Here is a 23,295-nt window from a genome sequence, read left to right as displayed (position 1 = left end):
ACTCCTCGTGGGTGCGGGGACGGGCGGTTCCGGGGCACCGGCCTCAGTAGCGGATGCCGGGGATGCCGGGGCGGGAGCTGTCGAGGTGGTAGCCGAGCACCGGCGGGTCGTCGCAGAGCCAGAAGTGCCCGTCCAGGTCGGTCCAGTCGCACAGCCCGGCCAGCTGCGCCGCGTAGGCGATCGACCGGGGTGGCTCCAGGAAGCAGCCGAGCATCCGGGCGGTGCCCCGGGCGGCGAGGTGCCGCAGCGCGTCCAGGCCGGGCAGCAGGCCGCCGAAGCGCATCAGCTTGATGTTGGCGCCGTCGGCGGTGCGCGCGGCGCGCTCCACCGCGGCCCGGCTGTCGATGCCCTCGTCCAGCAGCACGGCGGTGCCGGGCAGCGCGGCGCGCACCTCCGGCAGCAGCGCGTCGTCGCTCACCGGGTCCTCCAGGACGGCGGGCGCGACCCGCTGCACCAGCGGGCGAACCTGCTCCCACTCGGCGCGCCCCCAGCCCCGGTTGACGTCCAGCACCACCGGTCCGGGCACGCCGACCAGGCCGCGCAGCACCTCGGTGTCCCGGGGGCCGCCGAGCTTGATCTTCACCGGCCGTTCGGCGGCCGGGATCTCCTCGCCGATCGGGACGGTGTGCATCAGCCGGACCGGGCCGGGCTCGGGCAGGTCGAGCAGCCGCCAGACCGGCAGCCCGGCGGTCCGGGCGGCCCGGTCCAGGAAGGCCATCTCGACCAGCATCCGGGCCGGGGCGCTGAACTCCGCGGCCGCGCCGGCCAGCAGCTCGCCGAGCCGGTCGGGTGCCTCGGTGCCGCTGGCCCGGGTCAACTCGCCCGCCAGCAGCCGGGCTTCGGCCGCGATGGCCGGGCCGTCCTGGCCGTAGCCGAGGTCGGCGGCGATCTCGCCCTCGCCGCGGACCTGGCCGCAGGAGCCGATCAGCCGGAGCCGGACCCGGTCGACGGTGGCGATGGTCATGTGCGAGATCCGGAACGGGCGGTCCAGCAGGTGCGGGACCACCGCGACCTCGGCCCGCAGACCGGCCCGGGCGGTGTCGGTGGTGTCGGTGGCCCCGGCGGTGTCGGTGGTGCCGGTCATGCCCCGGCCTCCTCGGAGAGCTCTTCCGGCTGCTCGGTGACGAAGCGCACCGAGTCGGCCAGCTCCCGGGCCAGCCGCTCGGCCTCGGCCGGGCTGTCCGCGCCGACCACGACCGAGCCGACCCGGTCCTGGCCGGAGCGGAACGGGTTGATCACGTCGCCCGGCCGGACGGTCAGTTCGGCGTACAGCAGGCCGGGGTGGGCCAGCACCTCCTCCCAGCCCTCGACCGCGACCAGCCGGCCGGGCGGGGGCGCCAGGAAGCGGCTGGCCGCCGCCCGGGAGGAGGCGGCCGGCAGCTCGGCGGGGCGGCCGAGCGCGTCGTCCATGACCAGGCCGAACAGCTCCAGGCCGGGGAAGACGTGCGGCAGCATGGTGTGGATCCAGCCGCCGCCGACCCGCCCGTGCACCTCGCCGAGGACCACGCCCCGGGCGGTGAGCCAGAGTTCGACGTGGAAGGCGCCGAAGCACAGGCCGAGCGCGGTCAGCGCGGCCCGGACCTGCCGGTCGATCTCGGCCCGGTCCGCCTCCGGCAGCGGGGCGGGCAGGACGTGGGCGACCTCGACGAAGAACGGCGGCGGCAGCTTCTCCTTCGCCGTCACCGCGAGCACGGTGGGCTCCCCGCCGAGGAACAGGCCCTCCACGCTGAACTCCGGTCCGTCCACGAACTCCTCGACCAGGAACGGCGCCCGGCCCGGCAGCAGCTCGATCGCGGCCGCCAGGCCCTCCGGGCCGTCCACCCGGCTGACGCCCAGACTGCCCATCGCGTCCCGGGGCTTGACCACCCACGGGCCGGTGCTCTCCGTCAGGAAGGCCCGGGCCGCGGCCTCGTCGGCGCACAGCCGCACGGCCGGCTGCGGGAAACCGGCCGCGGCCAGCGCGGCCCGGCAGGCGTCCTTGGTGCGGATGCGGCGGACCGCCTCCGGCGGGTTGCCGGGGACGCCCAGCTCGGCGGCGACCTCGGCCGCCGCCACCTGGGCCATCTCGCGGACCGCGAGGGCCAGGTCGAAGCGCTCGCCCTCGGCGCGCCGGGCGGCCGCCCACTTGGCGCTGCCCGCCGGGTCCTCGAAGTCGACCGCGCTCGCCGCGTCGGCGGCCGTGGCCACCTCCGGGGTGGCGGTCACGGTGGCCTCCTGGTTGGTGACGTGGGTGCGCAGCCCGCGGGCCCGGGCCTGGGCCAGGGCCTGCACGGCCACGTCCACGCTGAGCGCGTTCGGCGCGGCGCCGCCGACCAGGAGCAGCTGCGGCGGAGTGCCTTCGGTGGTGGTCATGCTGGAGAACTCCCGCGTAGTGGTAGGGGGTTGACGGAGGGTCAGCGCAGGCGGAAGACCTGGTCCTTGATCCGCCGGATGTGCAGGTAGTCGCGCTCCACCTGCGCGGCGGAGTCGCCCGCCATGAAGATCCGCAGGCTGCTGGTGTAGAGGTCGACGGTGGGCCGGATGCGGGCGCCCTCCTTGATCTTCACGTTCAGGCCCCGGACGGTCTCCAGGCCCTCGATCTCGGCCAGCACGTCCCGGTCCCAGCTGTCGACCACGCCGTCCAGCTCGGTGGGCGTGGTGTAGAGCCACGCCTCCCGCAGCTTGCGGAAGTGGCGGTCCGCGTACTGCTCCAGGAACTCCGCCGGGCGGACGGCGGCCAGCGCGGTCAGGTCGGCCTGGTTCGCGCCCAGGCACTCGTCGTGGTAGGCGGGGTTCATCCCGCCGGCCAGTCGGGCGCCGACCTCGACCAGGGCCGGGCCGTCCGCGGTGATGATCACCTCGGCGTGGGTCGGCCCGAAGACGATGCCGAGCGCCCGCAGCGCGGTGTCCATGTAGGCGATCAGCTCGGCCACCCGCGGGTCCTCGTGGTGCAGGACCAGCTCGTAGTCGTAGATGTTGTGGGTGCCGATCAGCTTCTTGCGGTACTGCCACACCCCGCAGGTGTAGCGCCGGCCCGCGCAGGAGACCGTGTCGACCACGTACTCCTCGCCCACCAGGTAGGACTGGACCAGGACTTCGAGGTTCGGCTCGTCGAAGACGGTGCGGGTGCCGAGGATCGCCTCGGCGGCCTTGCGGACCTCCGCCGCGTCCCGGCAGATCGCCACGCCGTCGGCGGCCGCCGAGGTCAGCGGCTTCACCACCACCGGGTACTCGCCGCGCCGCTCGGCCCACTCGGCCAGTTCCTCGGGGCGGCCGCTGCGGAACTGCTCGGCGCAGCGGACCCCGGCCCGCCGGAGCGCCTCGATCATCTCGTACTTGTCCCGGCGGGCCGCCGACTGCGCGGTGCCGTTGGTGGGCAGCCCGAGCAGCTCGGAGAGCCGGTCGGCCAGCGGCACGCCGGGCTCCTGGCCGGCCACCACGGCGACCGGCCGGTACGCGGCCAGCTGCCGGGCGGTCTCCTCGGGGGAGTCGCAGACCAGGTTCGCCAGGTAGGCGCTCAGGTCCGGGGCGAGCATCGTGGTCATCAACTCGGCGGTGCTCTGCACGTGGACGACGTCCGCGCCCTTGCGGGCGAAGGCCGGCGGCAGGTAGTTGCCGGTGGTGTAGCCGTCGACGAGCACCACGACCGGGCGGTCCTGCTCGGTCGGCTGCGGGGCGGTCATGCGGGCTCCCTACGGGTCGGTGGGGTGGGACGGAAGGGGACGGGGGGTGCTCACTCGACCTTGGTCATGGTCAGGTGGATGCGGGTGGTGCCGCCCGCGTTGTACGCGGAGTGGTGCAGCCGGGTGTTGAGCAGGTGCACCCGGCCGTCGGTCGGCACGTGGTAGGTGTGGCCGGTGCGGAACAGCAGCCGGCTGTCCTCGTTGCTGACGATCGCCACGTGCGCCACCCGGGAGGCGTCGGTGTGCATGTGGTAGATCTCGCCCGGGTGCAGCGGCACCAGGCGCATCCGGCCGATCTGGAACGGCAGGCTCTGGTACAGGTGGTAGAAGTAGGTGTCCTTCAACTCCTCGTTGAAGAACGAGAACTCGGACTCCTCGAAGCGCTTCTCGCCGGTCTGCTGGTCGAACTGGCCGGTCCCGGCGTCGTGCCAGGGGTCGGCCGCGCCCGCCCGGTGGGTCAGGCCCAGGCGGCTCAGCCGCTGCTCCGGGTGCTCCGGGTCGGTGACCGGCACCCGGTCCACCACCTGCTGGTACGCCTTCAGGATCTCCTCGTGGTCGAAGTGCAGGTCGGGGACGAGCTCCAGCATGTCCCGGCCGAGCGACTGCGGATCGGTCGTGGTGGTCATCTCTCCGGTCACGCCTTTCTGGGGGTCGGGGCCGCCGCCTCGGCGGCCTTGCGCAGGGAGTGGTCGATCAGCGGGCGGCAGCTCGCGCCGACGACCAGGAAGCCCAGGCCGAGGGCGAGGAAGCCGGGCGGCCCCCAGGTCAGCGCGAGCGCGCCGATCACGGCGGGGGCCAGCGCCTCGGCGACGCCCGCGCCGAGGCCGAAGACACCGGAGTACTCGCCCTGGGCGTGCGGGGCGGCGAGGCCGAAGGAGTACTCCATGGAGGCCGCGGCGTGCCAGAGCTCGCCGAAGGTGTAGACGGCCACCGCGGCCAGCAGCAGGGCCACCGCGACCCAGGTCGAGCGGCCGCTCGCGGCGGCCATCATGACCAGCCCGACCAGCACCGCCGCCCCCGCGTACCGCATCCGCAGGCCCGCCGCCCCGGTGTCGTCCACCCCGCGGCTGACCCGCACCTGGAGGCCGATCACCAGCACCGTGTTGAGCAGCAGCGCGCCGGAGACCATCCAGCGCGGGGCCGCGGTGTGGTCGACGATCCACAGCGGCAGCAGGAAGGTCGGCACCGCGTAGTGCAGCGCCATCAGCGAGTTGAGTACCGTCGCGGTCAGGTACGGGCGGTCCCGCAGCGCCCCCCAGCGGCGGCGGCCGTCGCCGGGAGGCGGCAGCGGGGCCGGCCGGGGCAGCCGCAGCAGCGCCAGCGCGCTGCCCGCGAAGCCCACCGCCCGGCCGCCGACCAGGCACAGGTAGGCCGGGGCGGAGTCGAGCTGGATGCCGACGCCGGCGATCAGCGCGCCCAGCGCGATCGCCAGGTTGGTCGAGGAGCGCAGGTAGGCCCGGAAGACCGTCGGGTTGTCGCCGCCGAAGTGGCGCACCAGCGGCGCCTGGCTGGACTTGGCGGCCGCGAACACCACCCCGAGCAGCACCGAGACCAGCAGGTACGGCCAGAAGGTGCGGACCGCCAGGTAGCAGGCCACCGTGGCGGCCCCGATCAGCATCACCCCGATCTGGGTCTCCTTGGCCCCCCAGCGGTCGGCGATCCGCCCGGCGACCAGCCCGGCCGCCAGCCCGGCCATCGCCCCGCAGAACAGCCCCGTCGCCACCTCGGCCATCGGCAGGCCGACGATCCGGGTGAAGTAGAGCACGCTGCTGGTCATGAACATCCCGGCGCCCAGCGAGTTCACGAAGCTCCCGGCCGCCAGCGCCCGCTGCTCCGCGGTCTCCGGCAGCAGCCGGGCCAGCGGGCTGCGCGGCCGGGGCGCCCCGACCGCGGGCCCCTCGACCGCCGGGGCGTTCCCGGTCAGTCCCACAGGGCGTCCCGGTAGTCCTGGTCGGGCCAGGTCGCGCGCTGCCAGGCGCGCAGCTCGCGCAGCGTGCCGCCGTACGGGGCGACCACCGTGCGCTCGGCGAACCAGGTGCGCAACTCGGACAGCCGGGACTGGAGTTCGTCCTCGGAGTCGGCGGCGACCAGCACCTGGCCGAGCTTCTGGTTGGTCGAGCCCAGGCCGTCCGCGAACTGGCCGCCGAACGGGAACTCCACCCGGGCGAACTCCACGCCGGGCTGGGCCCGCAGCTCGGCCGGCGAGGGGCAGCTGATCAGGGTGCCCGGCCGGCCCGGCAGGTACGTCCCGCCGATCGTCTCCGGCCGTTCCACCACGTCCAGTTCGGGCCGGCGGCCGAGCGCGGCGAACAGCTGCGCGGCGCCCAGGTGGACGTTGAACTTGGCCTGCAGCTCCTCGTGGATCAGCGCCCCGCCGCGCCGCGAGGCGCACTCGCCGAACGCCAGCCCGTGCTCCGGGTGGTGGAACATCTCCAGGTGGAAGGCGCCGTCGCGCAGGCCGAGCGCCTCGATCGCGCGCCGGACGAACGGGTCGCCCAGCTCGTACGCCCACGCCTCGGACTTCGGGTCGAAGCGGCGCAGCCGCAGCGGCAGGCCCTGGTCGACCACGGTCAGGCAGGGGTCGCCGTAGGTGCCGAGCGCGTGGAAGACGATCTCGCCCTCGAACACCACGCCGTCCGCGACCCACTCGTCGCCCTCGACGAACTCCTCCAGGGCGAAGGTGCGTTGGGCGGTCTTCTCCTTGCGGTACTGGCTGCTGCGCTGCTCCAGGTCGGCCAGCGAGGTGACCACCGAGGTGCGGGCGGTGGCGGCGCCGGCGATCGGCTTGAGCACCGCCCGCGGGTAGGGCAGCTCGGTGATCGCCGACACGTCGTGGATGTCGTCGATCACGGTGACCCGGGCGGTGCGCAGCCCGGCCGCGGCGATCCGGCGCTTCTGCAGCGACTTGTCGCGGAAGTGCGCGGCGGTGACCGGGTCGATGCCGCGGCAGCCCAGGTGCTGGGCGACCATGCCGGCCGTCACCATCGCCCACTCGTCGGAGGTGAGCACCGCGTCGTACTCCCGGTCGGCCAGGCCGGCCCGGAGCAGGGCGGTCAGGACGGCCTCGACGCTGCTCTGGTCGTCGACCCGGACCACCGTGAACTGCTCGGGGACCGGGACGATGCCGTAGTCGTAGGCGGTGGAGCCCCAGACCACCACGGCGTCGACGCCGTTGCGCACGCAGGCCTGCATCACGTACTTGTCGGTGCCCAACAGCAGGACCGTTGGCCGTCGTTCGGTGTCCATACGGTGGCTAACCTCTCCTCGGGTGCTTGCGGGGGTGCGGGTGCGCGCGGGTGCGCGGTCAGGCGTCGGCCGGGACGGCGGCCGGGACGGCGGCCGGGCTCTCGACCAGCCGGTAGACCGCGTCCTTCAGGGTCTGGATGGTGCGGTGGTCGGCCCGCAGCGACTCCGCGTCGGGGCCGGTCATGAAGATCCGCAGCGGGCTGGTCAGCAGGTCCGTGGTGGGGCGCAGCCGCTTGCCGGGGGCGAGCTTGACGCCGACCAGGTGGACGGTCTCCAGCGCGGCGATCCGGTCGACCGCCGCCTGGTCGACCGCGGCGACCTCGCCGTCCAGCTCGGTCCGGGTGTTGTGCACCACGGCCTCGCGGTGCTTGGTGTAGACCCGGCCGGCGTACCGGTCCAGGAACTCCTGCGGGCGGGTGTACGCGAGCGCGGTCAGGTGGGCCTGGTTGGTGCCCAGGCAGGCGTCGTGGAAGCCCGGGTTCATGTTGCCGTTCAGCCGGGCGCCGATCTCGACCAGGGCCGGGCCCTCCGGCGTCAGCATCACCTCGGCGTGCGCCGGGCCGTGCTCGATGCCCAGCGCCCGCAGCACCTCCAGCACGTAGGCGATCAGCTCCGGCACCGGCGCGGCCCCCGGGTCGAGCAGCACGTCCCGGTCGTAGATCCGCCGCCCGGAGGGCAGTTCGGTCTTCTCGTACTCCCAGACCCCGCACACGTAGTGCGCGCCGCCGACGCCGACGGTGTCCACGATGTACTCGGTGCCGGCCAGGAAGGACTGCGCCAGCGCCTCGGTGTTGCGGCTGCCGAAGATGTCGGTCGAGTCCAGCACCCGGCGGGCCGCGGCCGCCACCTCCTCGGCGGTCCGGCAGACGTACACGTGGTCGGTGGAGGCCGAGCTGAGCGGCTTGACCACGGTCGGGAAGCCGCCCTCGGCGACCGCCCAGGCGGCCAGCTCCGCCGGGTCGGAGCCCTTCTGCTGCCGGGCGCAGCGCAGCCCGGCGGCCCGCAGCGCCTCGATCATCTCGTACTTGTCGCGGCGCGCCGCGGACAGCGCGGTGCCGTTGCCGGGCAGCCCGAGCAGCTCGCCCAGCCGGTCCGCCAGCGGCACCCCGGGCTCCTGGCCGGCCAGCACCGCGACGGGGGACAGCGCCGACAGCGCGGCCACCGTCCCCGCCAGCCCGGCCCCGCCGGAGAGCACGTAGCGCTCCCGGTAGGCGGCCGGGTCGGGCTGCAGCATCGTCAGCATCGGCTCGGGGGTGCTCTGCACGTGGACCACCTCGACCCCGAGGGCCGCGAAGGCCGGGGGGAGGAAGGCGCCCGTGGAGTAGCCATCCACGATCACGGCGGTGTCGGGCCGGTGGACCGGGGTCATGGTCCCCTCGCTCTCGTTCGTCGGGTGGGGCGGCACCCGGCAACGCTTCCAGCGCCGCCGCCCCCGGACATGGGGGGAGCGCCCCCAGATTCCGTCCGGACCGGTGTGCGGAATCTGGGAGCCGGCTCCCCATGCGCCCGGCCCCGGTCCGGGCCAGAGTGGGCGCCGCCACCCGACCGTCCCGTTCGAACGTGCCCCCGCGGCACGGATGGAGACCCCGCATGCGCGCCTACCTCTCGCCGGCCACCGTCGTGCAGCCACTGGTCCACCGCTGGTACGCGGTGCCGTTCGTGGCCGCGCCGCACACCGGTGCGCTCAACCTGGTCAAGCGCCACCTGCCGGCCCTGCGCGGCTACCTGGAGCGCCCCGAGCAGCACGCCCGGGCGCTGGCCGACCCGAGCATGTTCGGCGCCCCGTTCATCGACCCGGGCCCGGCCGGCCCGCAGGGCGTCGCCGACCTGCTGGAGCGCACCCTCGCCGAGGGCGGCGCCCGCATCCGGCTGGCCGAGGACATCGACACCATGCGCGCCACCCTCGCCAAGAACGGCGACGGCCGCGCCCTGGCCCCGCTCTACCAGGACCTGCCGCCCGCCCTGCGCGGCATCACCGAACTGGTCTACGACACCGCCAACCACGCCGGGCTGCGCTTCTTCGAGAGCCTGCTCTACCGCACCCCCGCGACCGAACCGCACGCCCAGACCGTCTCGCTGATGGAGCGTCACGACCGGGCGCAGCCCTTCGTCTACAGCTCGCCGGTGCTGCCCGCCCCCGGCCGCACCGACCTGGCGGTGCCGTTCGCCTCCGAGCTGCTGGACGAGCTGTTCGCGGCCCGGCTGGCCCCGGTCGACGTCGAGGAGCTGGCGGAGAAGTTCGGCCTGGACGAGGCGGCCCGGGTCGGCTTCCGCCGCCTGTTCACCGAGCAGGAGCCCCGGCGCTACGCGCCCAACCGGACCGGCGGGGTGCGGATGCAGTACTTCGGCCACGCCTCGGTGCTGCTGGACTACGACGGCTTCACCGTGCTGACCGACCCCACCCTCGGCTACGACGGCGACGGCTTCGAGGGCCACTTCACCATCGCGGACCTGCCGGAGACCATCGACGTCGTGGTGCTCAGCCACGGCCACTCCGACCACTTCTCGCTGGAGACGCTGCTCCAGCTCCGCCGCCGGATCGGCACCGTCGTGGTGCCGCAGTCCTCCGGCGGCAGCCTGGCCGACATCGGCCTGCGCTCGATGCTGGAGCACTTCGGCTTCCGCAACGTCGTCGAACTCGCCGACATGCAGAGCCTGCAGGCCGGCCCGGCCACGATCACCGCGCTGCCCTTCCTCGGCGAGCACGGCGAACTCGACATCCGCGCCAAGATGGTGCCGATGGTCCGGCTCGGCGGCCGCGGCTTCCTGTTCGCCACCGACACCTCGCCGATCGACCCGGCCCTCTACGACCTGGTCGCCGCCGAGATCGGTACGGTGGACGCCCTGTTCATCGGCCTGGAGTGCGTCGGCGCCCCGCTGACCTGGCTCTACGGCCCGCTGCTGGACGCCCCGATCTCCCGCGAGCACAGCCTGGAGCGCGGCCTCAAGGGCTCCTTCGCGGGCCCCGCCGACCAGCTCGCCCAGCGGCTCGGCGCCCGGCAGATCTTCGTCTACGCGCTGGGGATCGAGCCCTGGCTCAAGCACCTGACCGGCTGCTGGTTCGACCCGGAGGCCGAGCAGCTGCGTCAGGAGGTGGTGCTGCGCGACCTGGCCGGGCAGCGCGGCGTCCGCTCCGAACTGCTCTACCTCACCGCCGAGCGCTCCTGGCCGGCCGGCCCGCAGGACTGACCGGCGACCGCCGGACCGGCCGGCCGCCGGACCGGCCGGCCGCCGGACCGGCCGATCGCAGGAACGCCCGGCGCCCGCAGCACCGGGTGGCCACTCGCTTCGACGGATGGATGGGTATGCACAGCAGATCCGGTAGCCCGCGGCTCGGCGTGGTCTACGACGACGGCGCCGCCGGGCCCGGCGAGATCGCCGCGGCCGCCCGCGACTGCGGGGCCGAGCTCTTCCTGGTGATCGACCAGGACTCGGCCCACGTCGCGCAACTGCTGCCGGGCCTGCGCGGCCGCTTCGACCTCTGCGACGTCAGCGGCCTCGACCCGGCCGCCGCGGCGCGGGAGGTGGCCGCCCGGAACCCCGACGGCCTGCTCACCTTCAGCGAGCACCGCCTCGCCGAGACCGGCGACCTGGCCGCCGCGCTCGGCCTGACCCGCTGGCACAGCCCGGAGACCACCCGGCGGCTGACCGACAAACTGCTCCAGCGGCGGCTGTTCGCCGCCGCCGGGATCGACACCACCCGGTGCGTGCCGGTGGCCGGCCCCGCCGAGGTCGCCGCCGCCGTCGCCGAGGTCGGCCCGCCCGTGGTGCTCAAGCCCCGGACCGGCACCGGCAGCCGCTCCGTCCGCCGGGCCGACAGTGCGGCGCAGGCCGAACGGCTGGCGGCGGACTTCTTCGCCACCGCCCCCGCCGGGGCCGTCCTGCTGGTGGAGAGCCTGCTCACCGGCGCGCCCGCGGCGGCCGGACCCGACTGGGGCGACTACGTCTCGGTGGAGACCGCCGTCCACGGCGGTGAGCGTCAACTCCTCTGCATCACCGGCAAGTTCCGGCTGGAGGAGCCGTTCCGCGAACGCGGCTCCTTCGTCCCGCACACCCTGCGCGCGTCGACCGCCGAACAGGTCCGCGCACTGGCCGACGCCGCCGTCGGGGCCCTCGGGGTCCGGGACGGCGTCGTGCACACCGAGATCAAGCTGACCCCGGACGGCCCGCGCGTCATCGAGGTGAACGGCCGGGTCGGCGGACTGGTCGTCGACCTGCTGCGCCGGGGCGCCGGGTACGACGCGGTCGAGGCCGCCCTGCTGCTCGCCCTCGGCCGCCCGGCACCCGAGGTCCCGGAGTTCCGGCAGGTCGCCTACCAGTACGCGCTGGTGCCGCCGGTCGGCGCCCGCAGCCTGGTCGAGGCCGGCCCGCTGGACCGGCTGCGCGCCCTGCCCGGCGTCGACCTGGTCGACGTCCGGGGCCGCCCCGGCCAGCCGCTCGACTGGCGGGCCGGCGCGGCCGACCGGCTCGGCCGGCTGTACGGGCGGGTGCCCGACCACGCGGCCCTCGGCCGGCTCACTGCGGCGATACCGGAAGCCTTCCGGCCCACGTTCACCTACACGCACGAGAGGGGAAGTCGATGACGGAGCAGGTGTCCAGGGGCAGCGGGGGGCTGTCGTCCGCCCAGCGGCGGCTGTGGCTGGCGCACGTCCTCGAACCGGGGAGCGCGGAGTACACCGCCCCCTGGGCGGGACGGCTGCGCGGCCCGCTCGACCGGGCGGCCCTCGCCCGGGCCTGGCAGACCGTGCTGGAGCGCCACGAGGAGCTGCGGCTGCGGCTGTTCGAGGTGGACAACGAGCCCCGGCGCGCCCAGTGGCCGGTCGAGGAGTTCCCGCTCGCCGTCCGGGAGATCGCCCCGACGGAGCTGCCCGCCGCGCTGGACCGGGCCGTGACCAGGTCCTTCGACCTGGTCGGCGGCCGGCTCGCCGAGGCCGAACTGCTGGTGCTCGGCCCCGAGGAGCACGTCCTGGTGCTGAACGCCCACCACGCGGTGGTGGACGGCCGCTCGATCGCGCTGATCACCCGCGACCTGTTCGCCGCCTACGCGGGCCGGGAGCCCGCCCCGGCCGGGCGCCGCTACCCCGAGCACGTCGAACGGGAGGCCGCGCTCCACCTCGACTCGGCACAACTCGACGCCTGGATCGAGGAGTTGAACCTCCCGCAGACCGCCGAACCGCTCGGCCTGGAACCCGCCGCCCGGACCGCGGCCAAGGACGGCGCCGTCGTCCGGGTCCCGCTCACCGAGCGGACCTGGGCGGCCGTCCGCGACTACGCCCGGCGCCACCGCAGCACCGCCCAGGTGGTCGGCCTCAGCGCCTTCGCGCTCACCCTGGCCCGCTACACCGACACCGAGGACCTGGTGCTCGGCTCGACCATGGACACCCGGTCCGCCGAATTCGTCGACACCGTCGGCATGTTCGTCAACCCGGCCGCGGTCCGGGTGCACGTCGACCCGGCGCAGCCCGGCCCGGAGTTCTGCGCCGCCGTCCAGCGCGGCCTGCTGCGGGCCTTCACCCACCGCGCGGTCCCGTTCGAGGAGGTGGTCCGCCGCCTCCGGATCACCCCCGACGCCACCCGCACCCCCGTCTTCCAGGTGCTGTTCAACTTCGAGGCCCGCGAGGCCCCCCGGGAGGTGCCCGGCCTGGAGGTCGGCACCCTCGAACTCCCGACCCGGCACTCCAAGTACGACCTCACCCTGGTGCTGCGGGACAACGGCGCCTCCGCCGACCTGCTGGCCACCTACCGCACCGCCCGCTACCGGGCGGCCGAGATCGAGCAGCTCACCCGCCACGTGGCCGCCCTGCTCACCGCCCTGACCGCCGACGACGGGGCCGCCGTCGGCACGCTGGACCCGCTCTCCGCCGAGGAGCGCGCCGCCCTGCTGGCCGCCGGCCGCGGCGCACCCCTGCCCGCGGGCTTCCGCGCCGTCCCCGACGCGGTCGCCGAGATCGCCCTCGCCGACCCCGACCGCCCCGCGCTGGTCTGCGGCACCGAGGAACTGACGTACGGTCGACTGCTCGCCCGCGCCGACGCCCTGGCCGCCCGGCTCACCGCCCGGGGCGTGCGCCCCGGCACGCCGGTCGCCGTGCTGGCCGAACCCTCCGCCGGGGCGGTGGTGGCCGTGCTGGCGGTGCTCCGGGCCGGCGGCGCCTACCTGCCGCTGCACCCCGGTCACCCGGCCGCCCGGCTGGCCGCCGTCCTGGCGGACGCCGGAGCCCGGTTCGTGCTGGCCGACCCCGCCTGGCAGGAGCGCCTGCCGCAGGCCGAGGTGCTGCCGATCGAGGACCCCGCCGCACTGCCCGACCAGGGCTGGACGGCCCACCGCAGCGGGCCGGACGACCCGGCGTACCTGATCTACACCTCCGGCACCACCGGCGAGCCCAAGGGCGTCGAGGTCGGACACGGCGCGCTCGCCGCCTCCACCACCGCCCGCCGGCTCACCTACGGCGGCTACCGCACCTTCCTGCTGGTCTCGCCGCTCTCCTTCGACTCCTCGGTGGCCGGACTCTGGGGCACCCTCGCCACCGGCGGCCGACTGGTCGTCGCCCGGACCGAGGAGGTCCGCGACCCGGAGAGCCTGCTCCGCCTGATCGAGACCCACGCCGTCACCGCCCTGCTGGCCGTCCCCGCCCTGTACGCCGGACTGCTGGACCGGGCCGAACGGGCCGACCGCACCGCCCTCGGCACCCTCGACGTGGTCACCACCGCCGGCGAGGTGCTGCCCGAGGCCCTGCTGGAGCGGCACTTCGCGCTGCTCCCGGCCACCCCGCTGATCAACGAGTACGGGCCGACCGAGGCCACGGTGTGGTGCAGCTACCGCCGCTTCGAGGAGCCGGGCCCCGTCGACATCGGCGGCCCCGTCCCCGGCGCCGGCCTGTACGTCCTGGACCGGCAGGGACGGCTGATGCCGCCCGGCACCGCCGGCGAACTGCACGTCGGCGGCGCCGGAGTGGCCCGCGGCTACCTCGGCCGCCCCGAGGCCACCGCGGCCGCGTTCCGCCCCGACCCGTACGGCACCGGGCCCGGCGCCCGCTCCTACCGCACCGGGGACTGGGTCCGCCGCGGCCCCGACGGCGGCCTGCGCTACCTGGGCCGCCGGGACCAACTGGTCAAGGTCCGCGGCCACCGGGTCGAACTCGGCGCGGTGGAGGCCGCCCTGCGCGCGGCCGACGGCGTGCTCGACGCCGCCGTGCTGCTCGCGCCCGACGGGGGCAGCCTGACCGCCCACCTGGTGGCCGAGGACGGGCTCGACCTCCGGGAGCTGCGCGCCCGGCTGGCCGAGACCCTGCCGCCCGCGATGGTCCCCGGCGTGCTGCGGACCCTCCCGGAGCTGCCCCGCACCCCGCACGGCAAGGTGGACCGCGAGGCGCTGCGGGCCGCCGAGCCGACCACCGAGCAGGCCGCGCCCGCCGCGCCCGCCGCCCCGGTGGCCGGACCCGACCTGCGGGCCCTGGTCCGGGACGCCTGGGCCGCCGTGCTCGGCGCGGCGCCCGCCACCGGGGACGTCAACTTCTTCGACGCGGGCGGGCACTCGCTGCTGGTGCCGCTGCTCCAGATGGAACTGGAGGACCGGGCCAGGACCCGGGTGCCGATCGTCCAGCTGTTCGCCGCCGCCACCGTCGACGCCCAGACCGCGCTGCTCGCCGCGAGCGGCGCCGGGGCCGACCCCGGCACGCCGGAGCCCCCGACGCCGGTCGCGGACGCCCCGGCGGCCCGGGCTGCTCAGGACGCCCAGGGCGCTTCGGACGACTCGGACGACTCGGACACCGAGGACGGCGCCGACGGCCCGGACCGGCGCCGGCTCCGGGTCGCTGCGGGCCGCTCCCGGCGGACGGCCGGGACGGCCGGGACGGAGGACGGAAGGTGAGGAACCGTTCCCTGGACGTCGCCGTCACCGGCCTGCACGCCCGGCTCCCCGGCCCGGCGGACCCGGCGAAGTGGTGGGCGGCGGTCTGCGCGGGCGAGGAGCTGACCAGCACCCTCGACCCGGACGAGCTGGCCGCCCTGGGCGTGCCCCGCCACCTGCTCGACGACCCGGCCTACGTCCCGGTCCGCGGACTGCTGGCCGACCCCGAGCGGTTCGACGCCGAACTGTTCGGGATCAGCCCCCGCGAGGCCGAACTCATCGACCCGCAGCACCGGTTGATGCTGGAGGCGAGCTGGGCGGCCCTGGAGGACGCCGGCCGCGCCCCGCGGTCCGACCGGCTGCGCACCGCCGTCTTCGCCTCCTCCTCCGGCAGCAAGTACCTGTCCCGGATCCTCGGCAACCCCGCCGCCTCGGCGGACACCCTGGCCGCCCTGCACGTCGGCACCGGCCGGGACTTCATGGCCGGCCGGATCGCCTACCGGCTCGGCCTGGAGGGCCCGGCGGTCAACGTGCTGACCGCCTGCTCCTCCTCGCTGGTCGCGGTCCACCTGGCCGTCCAGTCGCTGAACGCCGGCGACTGCGACCAGGCCGTGGTGGTCGCCGCCTCGGTGGGCTTCCCGCAGGCCGGGCACACCCACCTGCGCGGCGGCATCATGTCCGCCGACGGCCGCTGCCGCCCCTTCGACGCCCGGGCGACCGGCACCGTCGGCGGCTCGGGTGTGATCGCGGTGGTGCTGCGCCGCTTCGAGGACCTGGCGGCGGGGGCCGCCTGCCACGGCGTGATCCTCGGCTCGGCCGTCAACAACGACGGCTCCGCCAAGGCCGGGTTCAACGCCCCCGCCCCGCAAGGGCAGACCGCCGTGATCCGGGCGGCGCTGCGCTCCGGCGATGTGGCGCCCGGCTCGCTCGGCTACGTCGAGACGCACGGCACCGGCACCTACGTCGGCGACCCGATCGAGTGGACGGCGCTCTCCGCCGCCCTGCGCGGCGCCGGCCCGGCCGGGAGCATCCCGGTGGGCGCCCTCAAGGCGAACATCGGCCACCTCGACGCGGCCGCCGGACTGGCCGCACTGTACAAGGCCCTGCTGGTGCTGAAACACGGTCAGGTCCCGCCGGTGGCCAACTTCGAGACCCTCAACCCGCTGCTGGCCGAGCCGGACTCCCCGCTCCGGGTGCCCACCGAGGCCCGCGCCTGGCAGGGCCCCGAGCCCCGCCGGGCGGGCGTCAGCTCCTTCGGGATCGGCGGCACCAACGCGCACGTGATCGTCGAACAGGCCCCCGCCGCCCCGGCGGGGGAGACCCCGGCCGCCCCGGCACCGGACGGGCGGGCTTCGATCCTCACCCTGTCCGCCGTCCGCCCGGAGAGCCTGGAGCGGACCGCGACCCGGCTCGCCGAGGTGCTGGCCGAGCGGGAGGCGGACGCCGCCGACGCCGCCTTCACCCTGCGGGCCGGCCGCACCCCGCTGGCCGAACGGCTCGCCGTGGTCGGCCGGACCGGCCCGGAACTCGCCGGGGCGCTGCGCGGCGGCCCCCGGCGGGTCCGCGGCCGGGTGCCGCAGGACGGGCCGCGCCCGCTGCTCTTCCTGCTCCCCGGCCAGGGCGCCCAGCGCCCGGGCATGGCGCTGCCCTTCCAGACCGTGCTGCCCGGCTTCCGGGAGGAGCTGGACCAGTGCCTCGCCGCCCTGCCGCCCGCCACCGCCGGGCCGGTCGACCGGGCGCTGCGGGACCCGGAGTTCCCCGCCGAGCAGCTGCGCGCCACCGCACTCGCCCAGCCCGCGCTGTTCGCCCTGGAGTACGCGGCGGTCCGCGCCCTGGCCGGGATCGGGCTGCGCCCGGCGGCGCTGGCCGGGCACAGCCTCGGCGAGGTGACGGCCGCCTGCCTGGCCGGCGTCCTCGACCTCGCCGAGGCGGCCGACCTGGTCGCCGTCCGGGCGAGCAGCATGCAGGCCTGCCCGCCCGGCGCGATGCTGGCGCTCTCCTGCTCCGAGGCCGAGGCCCGCGCGCTGCTGGCCGAACCCGCCGCCGTTGACCGCGGGTTGGAGATCGCGGCGGTGAACGGCCCGGACGCCTGCGTGCTGAGCGGGCCGGCGGACGCCGTCCGGGCACTGGAGGAGCGGCTCGCCGGGCGGGTCCCGGCCCGGCGCCTGCACACCTCGCACGCCTTCCACTCGGCCGCGATGGAACCCGCCGCCCGGGCCCTCCGGGCGCGCCTGGCCGGCCGCACCGGCGGCCGGAGTTCACTGCCCTGGGTGTCCGCCCTGGACGGCACGGTGGTGCCGGCCGGCACCGAGACCCCGCTGGCCGTGCTGGCCGAGGGCGTCCGCCGGACGGTGCGCTTCGGCGCGGGCATCGCCGCCCTGCGCGAGCTGTACCCGGGCGCGCTGGCCGTCGAGGTCGGACCGGGCCGGGCGCTCGCCGGGACGGCCGCCGCCGCCGGACTGGACAGCCTCCCGCTGGTGCCGGGCAAGGACCCCCGGGCCGAGGACGAACTCGCCCTCGCCCTGGCCGGGTTGTGGGCCGAGGGCCAGCCCGTCGAGCTGCCCGCGCTGATCCCGGCCGGCCGCCGGCTGCACCTGCCGGGCACCACCTTCGGCGGTGGGCGCCACCTCGCCCCCGAGACGGTCTGGGCCGCCGCCCCGACCGCCCCGACCGGTGCCCCGGCCCCGACCGCCCCGGCCGGGCCGGCCGCCGCCGAACCGCCCGTCCCCGCCGAACTCCCCACCCCCGCCGAGGCGGTGGCCGCCGCCTGGCGCGAACTCCTCGGCCACCCCGGCCTCACCGAGGACGCCGGGTTCATCGCCAGCGGCGGGGACTCGCTGCTCGCCATCCGGCTCGCCCGGCGGCTGGAGCAGGTCTTCACCGTGCAGGTCCCGCTCCGGGACCTGCTGCTGGCACCCACCATGGGCGACCACGCCCGGCTCGTCGAACGGCTCATGACGCCGTCGCAGAAGGAGGCAACGGATGAGTAGCGCGACCCTGCCCGGCCGCCCCGACCGGGAGCACTTCGAGTGCGTCGACGCCGTGTTCCGCCGCCGGGTGGCCGAACACCCGGACAAGGTGGCGGCCCGGGACAGCACCGGCAGCTCCAGCTACGCCGAACTGTGGGACCGCGCGGTCCGGCTGGCCGGCGCCCTGCGCGGCCGGGGCGTCGGCACCGGCGACGCGGTCGGCATCCTCGGCGTCGGCGACCGCGACACGCTGGTGGCGATGCTCGGAATCCTGCTGGCTGGCGGGCACTTCGTGCCGATCGACCCCGACTGCCCGGCGGAGCGGATCGAGCGGATGACCACCATCGCCGGCGCCGCACTCGTGCTGACCACCTCGGAACACCGGCTGCCCGCGGGCGTCGGCGTCGACAGCCGGCCCGTCCGCGACCTGGTCGAGCAGCCCGGCCCGGCCGACCCGCTCGACCTGCTGCCCGCCGGCGACCCCGACCGCCCGGCCTACGTGATCTTCACCTCCGGCTCCACCGGCGCGCCCAAGGCGGTCGCGGTGCCGCACGGCGCGCTCACCGCGCTCTGCCTGCGCCCCGGCGTGCTGCGCCGCGACCCGGACGAGACCCTCCTGGTGCACACGGTGCTGACCTTCGACACCGCGATGTTCGAAATCTGGGGCGCCCTGCTGGTCGGCGCCTCGGTGCTGTGCGCCCCGCGCCGGGCGCTGTCCCTGCACGAGACGGCCGACCTGCTCAGGGACGCGCGGGTCACCACCGCCGTGCTCACCCCGGCGGTGTTCGCCCTGCTCGCGGACCACCACCCCGACGCGCTGGGCGAGCTCCGGTGCCTGATGGTCGGCGGCGACGTGATGCCGCGCGAGCAGGCGCTGCGCGTCCTGGACCGGTTCCCGGAGCTGGAGTTCCTGAACACCTACGGCCCCACCGAGAACACCGTGATCTCCACCGCCTTCCGGCTCAACGGCTGGGACCGGCAGGGGAGTTCCGTCCCGATCGGAACGGCCCTGGCCGGCGCCACCTGCCACGTCCTGGACGAGCGGCTGCGCCCGCTGCCGCCCGGCGAGGTCGGCGACCTCCACCTCGGCGGCGACCGGCTGGCCCTCGGCTACGTCGGCGACCCGGCGATGACCGAGCAGCGCTTCCTGCCGGACCCGTTCTCCGACCGGCCGGGTGCCCGGATGTACCGCACCGGCGACCGGGCCGCCCTGCGCGCGGACGGGACGGTGGAGTTCCACGGCCGCGAGGACGACGAGCTCAAGGTCCGCGGGCACCGCATCCACCTCGCCGAGGTGGAGGCCCTGCTGGCCGCCGACCCGGAGGTGCGGGAGGTGGTCGCCACCGCCGTCGGCACCGGCCACCAGCGGCACGTCCGCGCCTTCGTCCGCCCGACCGCCCCGGGCGTCGACCCGCTGGCCGTCCGGACCCGGCTGGCCGGGCGGGCCCCGCAGCACCTGGTGCCCGACGAACTGGCGCTGGTCGACGCGTTCCCGCTCAAGCCCTCCGGGAAGGTCGACCGCGAAGCCCTGAAGGCCCTGCCCTTCCCCCAGGCACCGGAGGCCGCACCCGCAGTCGGTACGGACGACCGGGCCGTGCTGGCCCGGTTCTGGCTGGAGCGGACGGGCACGCCCGCCGGGAACGGCGCGGACTTCTTCCACGCCGGCGGCACCTCGCTGGACCTGATCCTGCTGATCGAGTCGATCGCGGTCGCCTTCGGCGTCCGGCTCGACTTCGCCGACGTCTACGGGCTGCGCTCCTTCGAGGAACTGCACGACATGGTGCTGACGCACCGTCAGGAGGTCGACGCGTGACCACCGTCCGGATCCTGGAGCCCCGCCCCGGCGCGCCGCGGCGGCTGGTCTGCCTGCCGCACGCCGGCGGCTCGGCCAACTACTACCGCGGCTGGGCCACCCGGGGCCGCGCCGACGTCGAGGTGCTCGGCGTCCAGTACCCCGGCCGGGCCGACCGGCTGCTGGAGCCCTGCCACCACGACCTGCACGCGATGGCCGAGGAGGTCTGCGCCGCCCTCCTCCCCGCACTCGACCGGCCCGTCACGCTGTTCGGGCACAGCATGGGCGCGATCGTCGCCTACGAGGTGGCCCGGCGGCTGGAGGAGCAGGGGCACGGCGTGCACCGCCTGGTCGTCTCGGCGGCCCGCGCCCCGCACGACCCGGCCCACGTCTCGGTGCGGGACGCCGTCTGGAACGACGAGTCGGCGGTGCGCAGCATCGTCGAGGCGGGCCAGGCGGACGCCGAGCTGATGGCCGACCCCCGGGTCCGCGAACTCGTGCTGCCCTACCTGCGGGCCGACTTCGAGCTGTTCCAGCGCTACGCGCACCGCCCGGGCCCGCCGCTGGCCTGCGAACTGCTGGTGGTGCGCGGCGCGGACGACCCGCACGTGACGCACCGCCAGGGCGAACTGTGGCGCGACCTCACCCGGGGGCCGTTCCGGCACGAGGCGCTGCCCGGCGGGCACTTCTACCTCGCGCCCGAACCGCCGCTCGACCTGTACCTGGGCCCGCTCGGCCCGTACCGGGAGGAGGCCCCGTACCGGGAGACCGCAGCCCGGGAGGCCCCGGCCCCGGCCTCCCGGGCGGCGGGTTCAGCCGCCGGCGGGCAGTTCGGCCGCCAGCCGGCTCAGGTCGGCGCGGCAGGACAGGCCGGTCTTCTGCAGCAGGCTGGCGACGTGCTTCTCGACCGTGCGCGGTGAGATGCACAGCTGACGGCCGATGTCCTGGTTGCCGGGCCGGTCGACCAGCAGGGCCAGCACCTCGTACTCGCGCGGGGTGAGGCCCTGGGCGCGCAGCTCGGCCGGGATCAGCTCCCGGCCGCTGCGGCGCTGCGGCACGGTCACCCCGGCCTGCCGCAGCATCGCCCGGCAGGTGCCCACCACGGCGGGCACGTCGAGCTGGTGGAAGTACTCCTCGGCGGCCTGCAGCCAGGACGTCGGGTCGCCCCAGCCGTCGGCCAGGGCGGCCTCGGCGACCAGGCGCAGGCCCAGGTGGTGGCCGGTCGGGAAGATCACGGCGTGCTGCCGGAAGTCCTCGACCGCCTCGGCCGCCCGCTCGCCCAGGCCCTCCCGGCCGAGCAGCACGGCGTCGGCCAGCAGCAGGAACTGGCGGTTCCAGGCCAGCCCGGCGGCCGGGTTGGCCGCGACGGCCGCGAAGTCCGCGCGGGTCGCCCGGCCGGCCAGCACCTCCAGCAGCGGGCTCAGCCCGTACCGGCCGGCCAGGTAGTAGACGTTCGGGTGCAGCGCTTCCCAGGCGGCCGCGGCGGCCAGCTCGGCCCGGGCGGCCGTCCGGTCCTCCTCCAGCAGGGCGCAGACGGCCCGGCACAGGCCCAGCATCACCGGCGTCAACTGCGACTCGGCGCCCCCGGCCTGACGGAACGCCAGCAGGCCGCGCTCCATCTCGCGGCGGCGGCCCCGGTGCGCGCCCAGGGTCGCCGAGACCAGCAGCAGGTAGCGGCGGGTGCCGAGGTTCCCCATCCGGGCACTGGCGCCCAGGCAGCGGGCCAGGATCTCCTCGGCCCGCCGCGGATCGCCCCGGAGCACCGCGTTCATCGCCAGCACGCTCTCCGCGGTCTGTGCCAGCTGGATCGCGCCCAGCTCGTTCGCGGCCTCCCAGGCCTGTTCGAGCCGGCGGATGTCACCGGTCCGCATGTACGTGTTGGCGCCCAGCCGGGTCAGCGCCTCCACCCGCCACAGCGGCAGGGTGTGCGTCTCGGCGACGGCGAGCATCCGCTCCAGGCAGGCGTCGGCCGCGTCGAAGCCGCGCTCCCGGACCAGCAGCGCCAGCATCTGCCAGGCCTGGCAGGCCAGCACGGGCTGCTTGGTCTGCTCGGCCACCTCCGCCGCCGCCCGGGCCTTCCGCTCGGCCTCCGCCGTGCACCCGCCCTGCCCGGGCAGCAGGGCCAGCCCGCACTCGACCACGGCCAGCGCCGCGCCCTGCTGCGGGGTGCCGCCGTCCCGGAGCAGCGCCCGGGCGGCCGCCAACTGGCCGACGGCGTCGGCCCGCCGCTCGGCCGCCACCGCGACCCAGGCCAGCCGGGTGTGCAGGGCGATCCGGGCGTCCGGGCCCAGCGCCGCCGCCCCGGCCGGGGCCAGCGAGTCGACCAGGGCGAGCGCCCGGTCCAGCTGCCCGGCGTCGGCCAGCGCGTACAGCAGCGACTCGGCGATCGCCGTCCGGGCCGACGGGTCGGCCAGCTCGTGGGCCCGCCCGAGCAGCGCCACGGCCGACCCCGACAGGCCGTCGGCCCGGGCCCGGCGCCCGGCCTCGGCGTAGAGCAGCGCCGCGTCCGCCAGGTCGCCGGCCGCGATCCGCAGGTCGGCGACCAGCTGGCAGTGGTCGTCGGTCAGCTCCGGGTCGGCCTGCTGGAGGCCGATCGCGGCCTGCCGGGCGATCGCCGCCCGCTCGGCCGGCGGGAGGCCGGCCAGCACCGCCTCGGCGGTCAGCGCGTGCCGGAAGGCGTACCGGTCCGGCCCCGCCGGGTCGGGCACGATCAGGCCCTCCTCGACGGCGGAGCGCAGCTGCGCGAACAGGCGGCGGTCCGCCGTCCCGGTGATCGCGCGCAGCGTGGCGACCGAGAACCGGGCCCCCAGCGAGGCCGCCAGCAGCACCACCTCCTGGGCCTCCGGGGCCAGCAGCTCGATCCGCCGCCGGTAGCCCCGCACCACGGTGGCCGGGACGGTGGTGGAGAGGTCGCCGACCACCTGCCAGCCCCCGCCGCCGCCCCAGCGCAGCAGGCCCGAGCCGACCATCTCGGCCAGCAACTCCTCGACCAGGTACGGGTTCCCGTCCCCGCCGGCGACCAGCCGCTCGACCAGCTCGACCGGCACCCCGGCGACCGGCACCCCCAGGCAGCCGGCCGCGATCGCCCGCACCGCCCCCGGTTTGAGCGGCCGCAGGGTGGCCACCGAGGCGGCCCGCCGCCGGTCGGCCGCGTCCACCAGGTCCAGGGCCGGGCCCGGCTGCGGGCGCAGCGTGCCGACCAGCAGGACCGGCAGCCCCGCCAGGTTGTCGACCAGGTACTCCAGCACGGCGACGGTCTCGGAGTCCACGTCGTGCAGGTCCTCCAGCACCAGCAGGCAGCCCTGCTGCCGCCCGATCACGGCCAGCAGCCGCAGCAGCGCCTCGGCCAGGTCGACCACGCCCTCCGGATGCCCGACGGCCGTCGCGGGCCGCCACTCCGGGATCAGCCGGGCCAGCGCCGGACGGTAGGGCGCCAGCGCCGGATCGGTCGGCGGCCCGCCGATCCGGAACCGTGAGGAGAGCGCCTCCGCCAGCGGCCGGAACGGCGTGCCCGACCCGCTCGGGCTGCCCCGCCCGCGCAGCACCGGCAGACCCAGCGCGGCCGCCTTGGACTCGCACTCGCCGGCCAGCCGGGACTTGCCGATCCCGGCCTCCCCCAGCAGGAAGAGCGCACGCCCGGAACACTGCCGGGCGTCCGACAACAGGTTGTCGGCCAGGGCGAGTTCGGCGTCCCGACCGACCACGGGTGAGGAAGTCATGCGCATGTCGTGGAGGCTACTTGATGGATCGACATGCGGACAGGGACGAACGGCCACCGCA

At 76.0% G+C, this 23,295-nt stretch carries 14 protein-coding genes; 6 read left to right on the top strand and 8 right to left on the bottom strand.

From position 1 onward, the window contains the following. Positions 1–43: 43 nt before the first annotated feature. The 7 genes from ACIOHG_RS11385 to ACIOHG_RS11355 are packed head-to-tail and all read right to left on the bottom strand — an operon-like array spanning position 44 to position 8,277. Positions 44–1,084, bottom strand: coding sequence for an enolase C-terminal domain-like protein (locus ACIOHG_RS11385; RefSeq protein WP_400948313.1), 1,041 nt, complete (start codon positions 1,082–1,084; stop codon positions 44–46). Then, entirely contained in the window at positions 1,081–2,352 is a 1,272-nt protein-coding gene (locus ACIOHG_RS11380) for an ATP-grasp domain-containing protein (RefSeq protein ID WP_400948312.1), read from the bottom strand. The genes ACIOHG_RS11385 and ACIOHG_RS11380 overlap by 4 nt, the downstream gene beginning before the upstream one ends. Before the next feature lie 41 nt (positions 2,353–2,393). After that, complete coding sequence (locus ACIOHG_RS11375) at positions 2,394–3,662, bottom strand: ATP-grasp domain-containing protein (protein ID WP_400948309.1); 1,269 nt, start codon at positions 3,660–3,662, stop codon at positions 2,394–2,396. 50 nt (positions 3,663–3,712) lie between these two features. Then, positions 3,713–4,288 (bottom strand): hypothetical protein, encoded by a 576-nt coding sequence (locus ACIOHG_RS11370; RefSeq protein ID WP_400948307.1) that lies wholly within the window; start codon positions 4,286–4,288, stop codon positions 3,713–3,715. 8 nt (positions 4,289–4,296) lie between these two features. After that, on the bottom strand, positions 4,297–5,592 hold the full coding sequence (locus ACIOHG_RS11365; protein ID WP_400948304.1) for an MFS transporter: 1,296 nt from the start codon (positions 5,590–5,592) through the stop codon (positions 4,297–4,299). Next, a complete protein-coding gene (locus tag ACIOHG_RS11360) occupies positions 5,583–6,908 on the bottom strand; it encodes an acetyl-CoA carboxylase biotin carboxylase subunit family protein (protein ID WP_400948303.1) in 1,326 nt (441 codons plus the stop codon). The genes ACIOHG_RS11365 and ACIOHG_RS11360 overlap by 10 nt, the downstream gene beginning before the upstream one ends. A gap of 58 nt (positions 6,909–6,966) precedes the next feature. Next, entirely contained in the window at positions 6,967–8,277 is a 1,311-nt protein-coding gene (locus tag ACIOHG_RS11355; protein ID WP_400948300.1) for an ATP-grasp domain-containing protein, read from the bottom strand. A gap of 221 nt (positions 8,278–8,498) precedes the next feature. On the opposite strand from ACIOHG_RS11355, the gene ACIOHG_RS11350 reads away from it, so the two are divergent. The 6 genes from ACIOHG_RS11350 (at position 8,499) to ACIOHG_RS11325 (ending at position 20,435) form a co-directional block, all read left to right on the top strand. After that, on the top strand, positions 8,499–10,097 hold the full coding sequence (locus ACIOHG_RS11350) for an MBL fold metallo-hydrolase (RefSeq protein WP_400948298.1): 1,599 nt from the start codon (positions 8,499–8,501) through the stop codon (positions 10,095–10,097). A 116-nt stretch (positions 10,098–10,213) separates the two neighbouring features. Beyond that, positions 10,214–11,491: an acetyl-CoA carboxylase biotin carboxylase subunit family protein gene (locus tag ACIOHG_RS11345; protein WP_400948296.1), complete on the top strand. Its 1,278-nt coding sequence runs from the start codon at positions 10,214–10,216 to the stop codon at positions 11,489–11,491. Continuing rightward, entirely contained in the window at positions 11,488–14,775 is a 3,288-nt protein-coding gene (locus tag ACIOHG_RS11340) for an amino acid adenylation domain-containing protein (RefSeq protein ID WP_400948293.1), read from the top strand. Before ACIOHG_RS11345 ends, ACIOHG_RS11340 begins: the two co-directional genes overlap by 4 nt. Further along, on the top strand, positions 14,772–17,744 hold the full coding sequence (locus tag ACIOHG_RS11335) for a type I polyketide synthase (RefSeq protein ID WP_400948292.1): 2,973 nt from the start codon (positions 14,772–14,774) through the stop codon (positions 17,742–17,744). Before ACIOHG_RS11340 ends, ACIOHG_RS11335 begins: the two co-directional genes overlap by 4 nt. Further along, positions 17,737–19,536, top strand: coding sequence for a non-ribosomal peptide synthetase (locus ACIOHG_RS11330; protein ID WP_400948289.1), 1,800 nt, complete (start codon positions 17,737–17,739; stop codon positions 19,534–19,536). Before ACIOHG_RS11335 ends, ACIOHG_RS11330 begins: the two co-directional genes overlap by 8 nt. Further along, positions 19,533–20,435 carry a thioesterase II family protein gene (locus ACIOHG_RS11325; protein ID WP_400948287.1) on the top strand — a complete coding sequence of 301 codons (903 nt, stop codon included), beginning with the start codon at positions 19,533–19,535 and terminating at the stop codon, positions 20,433–20,435. The genes ACIOHG_RS11330 and ACIOHG_RS11325 overlap by 4 nt, the downstream gene beginning before the upstream one ends. Here ACIOHG_RS11325 and ACIOHG_RS11320 read toward each other — a convergent pair. Then, a complete protein-coding gene (locus ACIOHG_RS11320; RefSeq protein WP_400948285.1) occupies positions 20,328–23,240 on the bottom strand; it encodes a helix-turn-helix transcriptional regulator in 2,913 nt (970 codons plus the stop codon). The two genes, ACIOHG_RS11325 and ACIOHG_RS11320, sit on opposite strands and share 108 nt — an antisense overlap. Positions 23,241–23,295 lie beyond the last annotated feature (55 nt).

This window comes from Kitasatospora sp. NPDC088134, assembly GCF_044741705.1.
In the GTDB taxonomy this organism is placed as follows: Bacteria; Actinomycetota; Actinomycetes; order Streptomycetales; family Streptomycetaceae; genus Kitasatospora.
This window is presented reverse-complemented; position numbering and strand designations above follow the sequence as displayed.